General features: G+C 40.9%; 14 protein-coding genes. 13 read left to right on the top strand and 1 reads right to left on the bottom strand.

The genetic code is table 11. From position 1 onward, the window contains the following. Window positions 1-34 precede the first annotated feature (34 nt). The 5 genes from ezrA to mbcS all read left to right on the top strand — a co-directional run bounded on the left by ezrA (window position 35) and on the right by mbcS (window position 6,252). Window positions 35-1,756, top strand: a complete 1,722-nt coding sequence (gene ezrA / locus HNR31_RS02820; RefSeq protein WP_181554728.1) for a septation ring formation regulator EzrA — start codon at window positions 35-37, stop codon at window positions 1,754-1,756. 143 nt (window positions 1,757-1,899) lie between these two features. Continuing rightward, entirely contained in the window at window positions 1,900-3,042 is a 1,143-nt protein-coding gene (locus HNR31_RS02815) for a cysteine desulfurase family protein (RefSeq protein ID WP_181554727.1), read from the top strand. 5 nt (window positions 3,043-3,047) lie between these two features. Then, window positions 3,048-4,253, top strand: a complete 1,206-nt coding sequence (gene thiI / locus HNR31_RS02810; RefSeq protein WP_181554726.1) for a tRNA uracil 4-sulfurtransferase ThiI — start codon at window positions 3,048-3,050, stop codon at window positions 4,251-4,253. 80 nt (window positions 4,254-4,333) lie between these two features. Next, entirely contained in the window at window positions 4,334-4,537 is a 204-nt protein-coding gene (locus HNR31_RS02805) for an alpha/beta-type small acid-soluble spore protein (RefSeq protein WP_181554725.1), read from the top strand. A 122-nt stretch (window positions 4,538-4,659) separates the two neighbouring features. Beyond that, window positions 4,660-6,252 carry an acyl-CoA synthetase MbcS gene (gene mbcS / locus HNR31_RS02800; protein ID WP_181554724.1) on the top strand — a complete coding sequence of 531 codons (1,593 nt, stop codon included), beginning with the start codon at window positions 4,660-4,662 and terminating at the stop codon, window positions 6,250-6,252. A 250-nt stretch (window positions 6,253-6,502) separates the two neighbouring features. On the opposite strand, the gene HNR31_RS02795 is transcribed toward mbcS, so the two are convergent. Further along, complete coding sequence (locus HNR31_RS02795; RefSeq protein WP_181554723.1) at window positions 6,503-7,312, bottom strand: NAD kinase; 810 nt, start codon at window positions 7,310-7,312, stop codon at window positions 6,503-6,505. A gap of 128 nt (window positions 7,313-7,440) precedes the next feature. Between HNR31_RS02795 and sppA the strand changes: the two genes are divergently transcribed. The 8 genes from sppA to HNR31_RS02755 all read left to right on the top strand — a co-directional run bounded on the left by sppA (window position 7,441) and on the right by HNR31_RS02755 (window position 13,943). After that, a complete protein-coding gene (sppA, locus tag HNR31_RS02790; RefSeq protein WP_181554722.1) occupies window positions 7,441-8,451 on the top strand; it encodes a signal peptide peptidase SppA in 1,011 nt (336 codons plus the stop codon). A gap of 18 nt (window positions 8,452-8,469) precedes the next feature. Further along, window positions 8,470-8,940, top strand: a complete 471-nt coding sequence (locus HNR31_RS02785; RefSeq protein ID WP_181554869.1) for an RDD family protein — start codon at window positions 8,470-8,472, stop codon at window positions 8,938-8,940. Window positions 8,941-9,007: 67 nt separating this feature from the next. Continuing rightward, window positions 9,008-9,703 carry a DUF2953 domain-containing protein gene (locus tag HNR31_RS02780; protein ID WP_181554721.1) on the top strand — a complete coding sequence of 232 codons (696 nt, stop codon included), beginning with the start codon at window positions 9,008-9,010 and terminating at the stop codon, window positions 9,701-9,703. A gap of 12 nt (window positions 9,704-9,715) precedes the next feature. Then, on the top strand, window positions 9,716-10,195 hold the full coding sequence (gene ytfJ, locus HNR31_RS02775; RefSeq protein ID WP_181554720.1) for a GerW family sporulation protein: 480 nt from the start codon (window positions 9,716-9,718) through the stop codon (window positions 10,193-10,195). Window positions 10,196-10,281: 86 nt separating this feature from the next. Next, a complete protein-coding gene (tpx, locus tag HNR31_RS02770) occupies window positions 10,282-10,782 on the top strand; it encodes a thiol peroxidase (protein WP_181554719.1) in 501 nt (166 codons plus the stop codon). Between the two features lie 177 nt (window positions 10,783-10,959). Further along, window positions 10,960-11,949 (top strand): class I SAM-dependent methyltransferase, encoded by a 990-nt coding sequence (locus HNR31_RS02765; RefSeq protein ID WP_181554718.1) that lies wholly within the window; start codon window positions 10,960-10,962, stop codon window positions 11,947-11,949. 209 nt (window positions 11,950-12,158) lie between these two features. Continuing rightward, a complete protein-coding gene (locus HNR31_RS02760; protein ID WP_181554717.1) occupies window positions 12,159-13,352 on the top strand; it encodes an acetate kinase in 1,194 nt (397 codons plus the stop codon). Window positions 13,353-13,430: 78 nt separating this feature from the next. Next, window positions 13,431-13,943, top strand: a complete 513-nt coding sequence (locus tag HNR31_RS02755) for a MogA/MoaB family molybdenum cofactor biosynthesis protein (RefSeq protein WP_181554716.1) — start codon at window positions 13,431-13,433, stop codon at window positions 13,941-13,943. Window positions 13,944-13,979: the final 36 nt, after the last annotated feature.

Here is a 13,979-nt window from a genome sequence, read left to right as displayed (position 1 = left end):
TTCTTTGACTAACTCGGGTGCAAGGGGGCTACTTATGGAAATCGCAGTAATGATTCTACTCCTTATGTGTGGAGTAATGATATATAATTACATTTATCGGAAGAGATTGTATCAAGAAATTGACCGACTTGAAGCGTGGAAAATTGTCATCATGAATCGGCCGATTACCGACGAGCTCTCCAAAGTCAAACGGCTCAATATGACAGGAGAAACCGAACAGTTATTTGAGCGCTGGCGCCACCAATGGGATGAAATTGTCGCTACACAACTTCCGATGGTGGAAGAAAAATTATTTGATACAGAAGAACTCCTTGATAAATACCGTTATCAAAAGGCAAAGGCGTTGCTAAGAGAGATCGAGCATACGCTTCGCAAAATCGAAGAAGATATTCAAACGATTCTTCACGAACTAGAGGAATTGGTTGGAAGCGAGGAGCAAAATCGTACCGAAATCGAAGAGCTCAAACAAATATATCGAAACGCGAAAAAGACATTGCTAGCCTATCGCCATACATTTGGAGATGCAGAAGCAAAATTAAACGAAAAACTTGACGAGATTCATAGCGAGTTTCAACGATTTGAAGATTTAACGAATTCCGGGAATTATTTAGCAGCGAGAGAAGTTGTTCTATCCTTAAAGCAAGAACTAAGCGTGTTCTCACAAATGCTTCATGACATTCCTGAGCTATTTAACGAATGTCAAACGACGATTCCTGCTCAACTTGCAGAGCTTTTAGATGGTTATAAGGAAATGAATGAATCAGGGTATATTCTTGATCATCTCCAGATCGAGCAAGAAGTCGCAGAAAAGCAAGAAAAACTACAACAGTACATCGAAATGATTCACGATCTCCGCGTGGAGGAAGCGAAACAAGCCATTGGAGAGATCAAAGAAGAGATTGACACATTATACGACTTATTAGAAAAGGAAGTCATCGCCCATCAATATGTCAAGGAAGAAGTTGGAAAAATTAGGGAACAGCTATATCAGTTGAGTGAAGAAGCGAAAGAAACGAGTGAAGAGACTTTATTTGTGCAACAAAGCTATCGCTTGTCTGCTCAAGACCTCGAAAAATATCGCAGCATTGAAAAACAAATTCATCAATTAGTAAAACGCTTTTCGCTCATTCAAGCTCGCATGATCGAAGAACAAACAGCCCATTCGATTTTAAAAGAAGAGCTTGAACAATTAGTGGCACAAATAAAAATGATGAAAGAAGAGCATGAGCAATTTCGCGACATGCTGCAAACGTTGCGAAAAGATGAATTAATTGCGCGCGAAAAATTAAGTGATATGAAAAAGAAGCTATCTGAAGCCATTCGTTTAGTGAAAAAAAGCCGGTTGCCGGGATTGCCGGAAGCATACAAATTACAGCTAGATGAAGCGAAAAATTTGCTGATGCGTGTCACGCTTCGCCTTGATGAAAAGCCATTAAATATGGAAGCCGTAAATCAAGCATTAGATGAGGCTGCTGTTTTTGTGCAACGGGTGTATGAGCGAACGACCGAAATGATTGAACAAGCGGAGCTAGTCGAGAAGGTCATCCAATATGGAAACCGTTATCGTCGTCGCTATTCGTCAGTCAAGGAAGGGCTTGAGGAAGCTGAGTTATCATTCCGTAACTACGATTACGAGCTAGCGCTAGAACAAGCGGTAGCGACTGTCGAAAAAGTTGAACCAGGTGCGCTGCAACGAATTCAACAATTGTTGGAAAAGGACGAGTCGAAACAGCTAAGTGAAAAAGGCAACCGATAAATATCTATCCAGATAGATATTTATCGGTTTTTTCGTGAATAATGTAAATGGTATGTTTTTGTTGCGATAAAGCGATTTTATTTTATATTATAAAAAACGGACTACCTGTTTATGTGAGCATGGACAATCGGAGGCTGTAGGTCATGATTTATTTAGATAATAGCGCAACGACAAAACCGTTTCCGGAAGTAGTTGACTCGTTTGTGACGGTTGCAACGAAATACTTTGGCAATCCGTCTTCTCTCCATGAACTAGGAATGAAAGCGGAACAGTTGTTGACGCAATCAAGGGAACAAATAGCGAAATCGTTAGGAGTAAAACCGAGTGAAATCATTTTTACTTCCGGGGGAACGGAAGCGAACAATTTTGCGATTAAAGGGGTTGCACTTACGTATCGCCATCGCGGTAATCATATTATTACAACGGCGATTGAGCATCCATCGATAACGGAACCGTGTCGCCAATTAGAAGAGCTAGGGTTTGATGTAAGCTACTTGTCCGTCGATAAGACAGGACGGGTGAACATCGATGAATTAGTGAAAACAATTCGTGATGATACGATTCTCGTTTCGATTATGCATGTAAATAACGAAATTGGCTCGATTCAACCGATTGAGGAAATTGGTCAATTGTTAACACAATATCCGAAAATCCTTTTTCACGTCGATCATGTCCAAGGTATAGGGAAAGTTCCGCTCCAGTTTCATAAAGCGCATATTGACTTATGTACGATGTCCGCTCATAAGTTTCATGGTTTGCGTGGAGCAGGCATTTTATATGTTCGTGACGGTGTTCGGCTTTCTCCGCTTTTAGCAGGAGGAGGTCAAGAAATGCAACGACGTTCCGGCACAGAAAACGTAGCGGCGATTGTGGCAATGGCAAAAGCGTTACGGATGTCTTTAGAAAAATATAGGGAGCGTATTGCTTATTTATGGGATGTCAAGAAAACATGGATTCGGGAGCTGCAAGCAATCCCAGATATTCAGGTAAATACGCCCCTCGAGCACTCTGCACCGCATATTATTAATTTTTCATTAAATGGTTTAAAATCTGAAGTGTTTGTTCATGAACTGGCTAAACAAGACATTTTTGTTTCGACAACTTCTGCTTGTTCGTCGAAAAAGAAAGCACCAAGCAAAACGCTATTGGCGATGGGGGCGGACCAAAAACGAGCCGAAAGCGCCGTCCGCGTTAGTTTATCATTTGAAAATACATTGGAAGAAATTCCAATTGCCATTCGGGCTATGAAAGAGGCCATTCAAAAATTACAAGAGGTAACGAGGTAAGAGAGATGAAGTATGATCGCATTTTAATTCGTTATGGAGAAATGACCACAAAAGGACGAAACCGTAATCATTTCGTTGTTCATCTAAAACGAAATATTAAAAGAAAATTAAAGCGATTCCCCAATATAAAGATTGAGTCGATGCGTGACCGGATGTATATTTTACTGAATGGGGAACCGCATGAAGATATTATTGAACAGTTAAAAACGGTATTTGGAATTCATTCGTTTAGCTTGGCGATGAAATGCGAAAATGACCTTGAACAAATCAAGGCAACGGCATTGGCGGCTGTAGAGCAATTGCCGCATAAAGGAAAAACGTTTAAAGTGAGTGCCAAGCGGGCAGATAAGCAATTTCCGTTTAGCAGCAATGAACTCAATTATGAAATTGGCAGTTACATTTTACGAAATACAGACAGTTTAACGGTAAATGTGCATGAGCCAGATATTAATGTTCGGGTCGAAGTGCGAAAAGATGGAACATACGTAACGTGCCGCGATATTCCAGGAGCGGGCGGGCTTCCGGTTGGAACGAGCGGAAAGGCAATGCTCATGCTGTCCGGAGGAATCGACAGCCCTGTAGCGGGATATTTAGCGATGAAACGCGGCTTGAAAATTGAAGCAGTGCACTTTTTCAGTCCACCGTTTACGAGCGAACGCGCTAAACAAAAGGTGATTGATTTAGTGAAAAAACTAACGAAGTTCGGTGGAAAAATCAAACTCCATATTGTTCCGTTTACAGACATCCAGCAAGAGATTCATAAGCAAGTGCCGGATGGGTACTCGTTAATCTCATCTCGAAGAATGATGTTAAAAATTACGGATGCATTGCGTCAAAAATATAATGGACTTGCCATTGTGACAGGAGAAAGCCTTGGACAAGTTGCCAGTCAAACGCTGGAAAGCATGACGGTCATTAACGATGTAACAACAACACCGATTCTTCGCCCGCTTGTTTCGATGGACAAAACAGAAATTATTAAAATCGCGAAAGATATTGACACTCATGATATTTCGATTCTTCCATACGAAGATTGCTGTACCATTTTTACACCGAGTGCTCCAAAAACGAAGCCGAAGAAAGAAAAAGTGATTCATTATGAAAGTTTTATCGATTTAACTCCATTAGTAGAGGAAGCGATTGCTAATACGGAAACATTAGTGATTGATGAACAATTTGCCACGGTGGATGAATTCGAGCAACTATTCTAAATCTCAAAATTTACCAAAATGATCAATGCATGATTCCATGTGTTTTCACACACTCTATAGGTACAAGGAGGTGAAGACACATGGCACGCAATAACAACTCTAATCAATTGCTAGTTCCTGGAGCACAACAAGCTCTTGAGCAATTGAAATACGAAATCGCCCAAGAATTCGGCGTAAAATTAGGTGCTGAAACTACTTCACGCGCAAACGGTTCTGTTGGTGGAGAAATCACAAAACGTCTTGTTGCTATCGCGCAACAACAATTAGGCGGTTCTCAATTTTAATTGAATATTATGGCTACAGGGCGGGGTAATCCCGCCTTTATTATTTTAAAAAAATATACAAAATATTAAGATAATTTCGTATAATTGATTAAAGAAAACTTGATGCAAGGGGATGGGGAAATATGAAACGGGAAGATTTAATCGCTCCTGAACGCTATAATTTAACTTCTGAAATTGAAAAATACGCACAAGGTACTCCAAACAAAATTGCGCTAAAGTGGGAGAACGAACAGGGGGAAACGAGGGAAATTACATATGCCGAGCTTATGAGAAATGCGAATAAAATTGGAAACGCTTTACTTTCCTGTGGTTTGCAAAAAGGGGATAAGGTACTCATTATGGTGCCGCGCTTAATTGAAGCGTATGAAGTATATTTAGCCGCTTTAAAAGCGGGCCTCGTCGTCATTCCAAGCTCGGAGATGTTAAGAACAAAAGATTTACAGTATCGTATTTCGCATGGAGAAGTAAAAGCGATCATTGCGTATGAGCAATATATTGAGCAGTTTAACCCGATTGAAAATATTCATCACATCGTCAAATGGCTTATTGGACAGCGAGAGGTAGATGGATGGCTTAACTTAACAAAAGCAATTGAACGTGAAAGCGCCGAACTCGTTGCTGCTGATACTTCTCGCGACGATATGGCATTTTTATCGTACACATCAGGAACGACGGGAAATCCAAAAGGAGTCGTTCATACGCATGGATGGGCGTATGCTCATTTACGTACAGCAGCAAAAAATTGGCTTTGCATTGAAGAAAATAACCTTGTATGGGCAACTGCGGGTCCGGGATGGCAAAAATGGATTTGGAGTCCATTTTTATCAACGCTCGGTTCAGGAGCAACAGGATTGGTCTACCATGGCCGTTTTGATCCGGAAAAATATTTTCAGCTTTTAAGTAAATATGAAGTGAATGTTCTTTGTTGTACGCCGACGGAATACCGCTTAATGGCTAAAGTGACAACGCTCAGAAACTATCAATTGCCGCATTTACATAGTGCCGTATCTGCGGGGGAACCATTGAACCGAGAAGTCATTGATACATTTGAAAAATATTTCAATATTCAAGTGCGAGACGGATATGGGCAAACAGAAAATACCTTGCTTGTTGGCGTTATGAAAGGGATGAAAATCAAACCGGGTTCGATGGGGAAACCGACTCCTGGCAATCATGTTGAAATCATCAACGAAAACGGTGAACCTTGCAAGGAGGGAGAAGTAGGAGATATTGCCGTCCATATCGAAACACCGTCCTTGTTTAAATATTACTATAAAGACCCTGAACGGACAGCGATGCAATTTCGTGGGAACTACTACATTACAGGAGATAAAGCGAAAAAAGATGAAGATGGATATTTTTGGTTTGAAGGGCGTGGTGATGATATCATCATCAGTTCTGGCTATACGATTGGACCGTTTGAGGTCGAAGATGCGCTCGTCAAACATCCGGCCGTCAAAGAATGTGCTGTTGTGGCAAGCCCGGATGAAGTGCGCGGTCATGTCGTAAAAGCGTTCATCGTGCTTCGCGAAGGGGTTGACACGAATGATCCAGCGCTCATCCCAGCGTTACAAGAGCATGTCAAACAACTCACTGCTCCGTATAAATATCCACGCAAAATCGAATTTGTTGATGAATTACCAAAAACGACATCTGGAAAAATTCGACGCGTCGAATTGCGCGAACGAGAAATGCGTCTTGCCCAACAGAAATAAGCATATAAAAGAGAGCTGTCCTATAAACGTTTTATCATATGCAGTCGTATAGTATTTAAAAAGGGCTTTCCCTTTGTTTTGGAGGGACAGCCCTTTTTCGTGGTCTTGTCCGGCTGGCAACGCCGTCTGGAAAATAGCCTTCCTCTGTCGTTTTGTTTCTTGTCCTCAATCCCCTTCTCCCTCGAAGCAGGAAGCATCTAGAGTCGGTTTCAGGGAGATAGTATGGTGAAATAGTGCGGCTTCCTCTTTCTTATAAAAACGTCCGCTTTACTTTTTCCCAGAACGAGTTATCTTTTAATCTTACCGTCTTAATCACGCGATCGCTTAAGACAATATCAATTTTTTCGATATGTTGAATACTGAGGGCTTCGTTGTCCATTCCGATAATCGGATAATGATTTCCTTCCGGAGAGATTTTTAAGGTCAATTTTCGTTCCCCGCTTAAAATGAACGAAGACCCTAATGTCCGATAGCGATTGTTATTCAACGAAGCCAATTCACTCACTTGAATGCAAGGAAGAAGAGGATCTACTACCGCCCCGTTAACGGATTTATTATAAGCTGTGCTTCCTGTTGGAGTCGCTACAATCATTCCGTCCCCACGAAATGTTTCGAAATGAAGATCGTCAATAAATACATCCATTACAAACGTTTTAATAATTCCAGAGCGAATCGAGCACTCATTTAAGCAAAAAAACGAAGCCGTATCATCGATGGTCGCTTGAATGATCGGATATCTTCTTACTTCAATTTGTTCGTTTTTCATCGATTGAACCATATGGTTGACATCGTCAATATGAAAGTCGCAATAAAAGCCGCGTGCGTGTGATGGAAGCGTAGAAATGCCCGCGTATAGGCAATCATTTCGAAATCCCGTTTGTCTTACAGCTTGAAGAAACGAACCATCGTCGCCAATGCTGACAATGATATTGGCATTGCGGTAATCGCCAACTACGACAAACCCGGATTGTTGGGCTAATTCCATAAGCGGTTTGACTTGTTCTATGAGTTGTTCATCGTGCTTATAAAAAAAATAAAGGTGATTGCGGCGCTCTGGCATGTTGGAAACCTCCATTTATCATAGTTTTAGTGAACTCATAATTATGGTAAAATAAATGAATCATACATATATTGTACCATTATTGGAATAAATCTAAAATAAATCGTGTTGTTTTAGGAGGAAGAATGATGAATCGAAAACGCTGGATTGCGTTAGCCATTGCGGCGGCATTATTTATTATTTCAGCATTAGTTCATGTCGTCACATCAATGATTGCTGGAGATGTAGGGAAGTGGTCAGAAGAGTGGCTCTCCCTGGCCGATCAAGATTTTAGTGAGGAAGTACTTGAGGATGGGGATGAATTGAAAAAAATTGTTGTACTTGAGGTGAACGGTGTCATTCAAGAAGGCGAAGATACAGAATCTTTATTCACGGCTGCCAGCTACGACCATCGCGCATTTTTGAAAATGATCGAGCAAGCCAAAAATGATGATACGGTTAAAGCAATTGTATTGCGTGTAAACTCGCCGGGTGGCGGTGTGGTAGAAAGCGCTGAAATTCATGACCAATTTGTAAAATTAAAGAAAGAAACAAAAAAACCGATTTACGTATCCATGGGCGCGATGGCGGCCTCAGGAGGGTATTATATATCAACGATGGCCGATAAAATTTTTGCAAGTCCCGAAACCATTACAGGCTCATTGGGAGTTATTATGCAAAATATTAATTATGAAGGGCTTGCTAAAAAGTACGGAGTGGAGTTTGTAACGGTAAAAAGCGGTCCTTATAAGGACATCATGAGTCCTTCCCGGAAAATGACAGAAGAAGAACGGAACATTTTACAATCACTCATTCGCAATTCGTATGATGGATTTGTGAAAGTAATTTCGGAAGGAAGACATATTCCAGAAAGCGAAGTTCGCAAAATTGCTGATGGACGTATTTATGACGGGCGTCAAGCAAAACAATTAAAACTGATTGATGAGTTTGGATATTTAGATGACACGATTGCTGCAATGAAAAAAGATCATCATTTGGAAGGAGCTCAAGTCGTTACGTACACGAATGAGCTTCCGTTTAGTTCTTTATTCCAGATGAGCATGCAGCGGTTATCGACAGCGAGTCAAGAAATTACTCAATTAAAAAATGTATTTTCCAAACCAACTTCGCCTCGTTTAATGTATTTATATGCAGAGTAAAGGAAGTGAACATGTGTGATGGGAGAAAATGTATATACAGCTGCGACAGAAGAGGTCCTTCCTCCCACGACGGTGACCAATCGTTATGCTGGATTTTGGATGCGATTTTGGGCCTATTTATTTGATTTGCTTGTTGTGGGGAGTATCAATCGCTTAATTGTGTATCCGCTCTTTCGCTTTTTCGATCTGTCCGTTGATCAAACAAGCATGTTTGCTCCGATTACGATTACGACAACAGTGGTGTTTTATGCATATTTTGTGTTAATGACAAAATACTTTCAACAAACATTAGGAAAAATGGTATTTGGCTTAAAAGTCATTGACATCAATCACCAATCTTTAACATGGTCGACGGTGCTATTTCGTGAGGTAGTCGGAAAGTTTATTTCCAAAACCATTTTATTTATTGGCTTTTTATTTGTAGCCTTTTCCGAAAAAAAGAAAGGCCTTCACGACCAAATCGCCGATACAATTGTTGTTCACGAATAAACCTGTCTGTATGACAGGTTTATTTTTTTGTGCATGTGGTGACAATGGTATGATGAAGGGAGTGCTAATGTTGAAAATAGCTTGCATCATCATTGTCGTTCTTTTCTTATTGCTTTTATTATTTTTATTACTTTCTATTATGAAATTATCGGTTACGATTTTTTTTCAACATGCGCAAGACGATGATGAATGTCGGATTACGATAAAAACATTATTTGGTCTTATTCGCTATACAATTCACGTTCCGGTTATTAAGGTAGACAAGCAATCGCCTAGCATTATCATTACTCATAAAGAAACGGTAAAAAATCTTTCCGAAAGTCCATCGAAACGAAGCAAATATACTCTGAAAGATATCATTGATACTTTCGAAAAAACAAAAAACTTCGCGCGGCATGTTGTCCGTTTGAATGAAATTGTAAAAAAGTTTTTTGCACGTGTTTCAATCACGAAGTTTGAGTGGCAAAGTAAAATTGGAACAGGGGATGCTGCTTATACAGGAATGGCAGCTGGATTAGGATGGTCGCTGAAATACAGTATTGTTGCTCTTTTCAGCAAATATATGAAATTAAAAACGATGCCTGTTCTTATGATCACTCCTTGTTTTCAACAAACTGTTTCTGAAACAAAATTTGTATGTATGATTCATTTTCGAGTCGGGCATGCTATATTAGCAGGAATACGGATTGTGAAGTATTGGCGTGGCAACCATTTGTCGGAGATCAAATCGTTTGCCACTCAACAAGCAAACGAAAGCTACTAGGAGGAGTGTATTATGAGCAATCATCCAATCCAAGGACTTATGACGACGGCGATGGAAAACTTGAAACAAATGATTGATGTCAATACGATTATCGGTGACCCTGTCGAAACACCAGACGGTAGCGTTATTTTAACCGTCTCCAAAGTAGGCTTTGGGTTCGCGGCAGGCGGAAGCGAATTTATGCTTGATGAGAAAACAAATGGGGTGGAAAAGCAACCCGGAACCGCTCAACCAACAAAAGAAGAACATCCATTTGGTGGTGGGAGCGGTGGCGGTGTGTCCATTACGCCGATTGCGTTTTTAGTTGTGAACTCTTCAGGAGTGAAGCTTCTTCATCTTGATGAAAGCACGCATTTATATGAAAAACTTCTTGATTTCGCTCCGCAAGTAATCGAAAAAATTCAAACTATGCTAAAGAAAAATAAAAATGAATCACAACATCCCACGACTGGAACAATACCGAAACAGGACTTGGGAGATTTAGGGATTTAATTGTCCTATAAGTCAAAATCATTGAAATTTTTTTGTATTCCCGTTATGATGACTTTGTACATAACTTTTCGGGAGGAAAATTTTCAATGGTTAATGTAACATTTAAAGGTAATCCAGTGACATTAGTTGGAAATGAAGTCAAAGTTGGCGATCAAGCGCCAGACTTCAAAGTGTTAGCGAACGATTTATCAGAAGTAACGCTTGCGGATACAAAAGGGCATGTTCGCCTTATTAGTGTCGTTCCATCACTTGATACAGGAGTATGCGATGCGCAAACGCGCCGTTTTAACGAAGAAGCAGCGAAATTGGACAACGTGAAAGTGTTAACGATTAGCGTCGACTTGCCATTTGCTCAAAAACGTTGGTGCGGAGCAAACGGCATTGAGAATGTCCAAACGCTTTCCGATCATCGCGACGTGTCGTTTGGGCAAGCGTATGGAGTGTTAATTAAAGAGTTACGCTTATTAGCGCGTGCGATTTTTGTTGTTGACAGCAATGATAAAGTAACATATGTTGAGTATGTGCCGGAAGTAACGAACCATCCAAACTACGAAGCAGCAATTGAAGCGGCAAAAGCAGCAAAATAAGTATGGAACAGAATGAAAGAGGCCTCGACTTGTTCGAGGTCTTTTTCCGTGAGGGAAGCGTTTTACGCCGTTGGCCAGTCCTTTTGCTTACGAAACAGTGCAAGAAAACACTTGCCATAACCGCGTCGTTATTCATACAATAAGACATTGGACACCCATCAGAAAGGTGGAGAAAAAATGACTACTCCAGTTGAACGATTATTCACACTGTTTGATGAGACGGCAACAATTTTGCAAGAAGAGTTACAATGTACATATTTAGAGGCAGTTGCTGAAACAGGAGAGAACGTCTTTCACGGGGACGTGCTGCAGGAAGAAGTAAGTGAACTCAATGCTAAAAGATTGAAGAAAGAGTATAAAGAAATTCAACTCGATCGCTTTACAAACGAAGAGATTCGCAAAGCATTTCAACTCGCTGTGTTAAAAGGAATGAAAGAACATACGCAACCGCACCATCAAATGACTCCGGATGCGGTAGGTCTGTTCATGAGTTATATAGTCAGCAAATTCACTGGAAAATATCTTGCGTTAACGATTCTTGACCCTGCCGTTGGTACGGCCAATTTATTGACGACCGTACTCAACCATTTGCCGGGCAAACAAGTGAAAAGTTATGGAGCCGATGTCGATGATTTATTAATCAGACTCGCTTATGTGAACGCCAATTTGCAAAAACAACCGATCCAACTGTTTAATCAAGACAGTTTACAGCCGCTGTTTGTCGAGCTTGCGGATGTTGTCATTTGCGATTTACCGGTCGGCTATTACCCGAACGATGCAAACGCGTCTCGTTTTGTATTAAAAGCGGAGAATGGTCATTCCTATGCGCACCATTTATTTATCGAACAAAGCTTATATTATACAAAAGAAGGAGGCTATCTGTTTTTCCTAATTCCAAACTCTTTATTTTCAAGCGATCAATCGGCGCAGCTGCATACCTTTTTAAAAGAGCAAGCGGTCATTCAAGGACTATTGCAGTTGCCGATGTCGATGTTTAAAAACGAACAAGCGGCGAAAAGCATTTTTATTTTACAAAAGAAAGGCGCGAACGTAAAAGCGCCAAAAAAAGCGTTGCTTGCTGAGCTGCCAAGATTCTCGAATAAACAAGCCATGCAGGTGATGATGCGAAAAATCGATGAGTGGTTTGCGACAGAAAAGCATGAATGAACAGATGGTTCCCGTGGAAGCGGGAACCATTTTTTGTATTTTCGAAATATAAAAACATATAAAATGCAAACGGTTACATAGTGATAATGTTCTTGAAAACGTGGGGGAAACAGGCATAAAATGAAAAAGGTATATTGAAATTGCTTTGAATCGAGCACAATAAGAATAACAATACTTGCCATGTAACATTAAAGGAGCTGTTTCGAAATATGTCAAAAATTATGGCCATTAACGCCGGTAGTTCATCTTTGAAATTTCAACTGTTTGAAATGCCGAGTGAAACGGTGTTAACCAAAGGGTTAGTGGAGCGGATTGGCTTTGAAGATGCGATTTTCAATATTACGGTAAACGGCGAAAAAGTTCAAGAAGTCATCTCGATTCCTGACCATGCTGTTGCTGTAAAATTGCTGCTTGATAAATTAACTACTTTTGGCATTATTCAATCATTTGAGGAAATCGACGGAATCGGCCATCGCGTTGTTCACGGTGGCGAAAGATTTAGCGACTCGGTTCTCATCACAGATGAGGTGTTAAAAGATATTGAAGAGTTATCAGAGCTCGCTCCGTTGCATAACCCAGCGAATATTGTCGGCATTAAAGCGTTTAGAGAGGTTTTACCAAATGTACCGGCTGTCGCTGTGTTTGATACTGCATTCCACCAAACGATGCCAGAGCAATCATTTTTATACAGCCTTCCGTATGAGTACTATACAAAATTCGGAATTCGTAAATACGGATTCCATGGAACGTCCCATAAATATGTGACGCAACGTGCGGCGGAATTGCTTGGGCGCCCGATTGAGCAGTTACGCTTAATTTCTTGCCACCTAGGAAACGGTGCAAGTATCGCTGCGGTAGAAGGCGGAAAATCGATTGATACGTCCATGGGCTTTACACCGCTTGCTGGAGTAGCTATGGGAACGCGTTCCGGTAACATTGACCCGGCATTAATTCCATACATTATGGAGAAAACGGGGAAAACAGCGGAAGAAGTCATTGAAGTGTTAAATAAGAAAAGCGGAATGCTCGGTATTTCTGGTTTCTCTAGTGACTTGCGCGATATTGAAAAAGCTGTCGCAGAAGGAAACGCGCGTGCCGAGTTAGCGCTAGAAGTCTTTGCTAACCGCATCCATAAATACATTGGTTCGTATGCAGCGCGCATGTGCGGTGTTGACGCGATTATTTTCACAGCTGGAATCGGTGAAAACAGCGAAGTCGTGCGGGCAAAAGTATTGCGCGGGCTTGAATTCATGGGTGTATACTGGGACCCAGCGTTGAATAAAGTAAGCGGCAAAGAAGCGTTCATTAGCTATCCGCATTCGCCAGTTAAGGTGCTTGTTATTCCGACAAATGAAGAAGTGATGATTGCTCGCGATGTGGTGAGATTGGCGAATATAGCGTAACGACAAAAGCTGGATATGGTTTCATATCCAGCTTTTTTATATACTAAAAAGAAACAATGAGAGAAAGGTGGAAGACAGATGAGCGTTGAAGAACACAAAAAGGAAGCGCCGCGCGTCATTCGATGTAAAGTGATTACGGTGAGCGATACGCGAACATTTGAAACGGATAAAAGCGGAAAATTTATGATCGAATTATTGAAAGAAACAGGTCATGAGGTTGTAGACTATGAAATTGTCAAAGATGAAAAAAAAGAAATTCGCCAGGCGATTTGGAGCGGGTGTGAAGATGCAAACATTGACGTTGTGTTAACGAACGGAGGAACCGGAATCGCGAAACGAGATGTGACGATTGAAACCGTGAAAGAAATCATTGAAAAAGAAATCATCGGTTTTGGTGAACTGTTTCGCATGCTGAGCTATACGGAAGACATCGGATCGTCGGCAATATTGTCGCGCGCGATTGCCGGAGTAGCGAATGATACGGCGATATTTTCCACTCCAGGCTCAACAGGTGCGGTCAGACTTGCAATGACAAAATTGATTTTACCGGAGCTTGGTCATGTCATTCGTGAGATTAGAAAGGATTTATAATTTCAACAAGCGGCTTTTTTTAAAGCCGCTTGTTGA

Source organism: Thermaerobacillus caldiproteolyticus (genome assembly GCF_013761245.1).
Taxonomy (GTDB): Bacteria; Bacillota; Bacilli; order Bacillales; family Anoxybacillaceae; genus Thermaerobacillus; species Thermaerobacillus caldiproteolyticus.
This window is presented reverse-complemented; position numbering and strand designations above follow the sequence as displayed.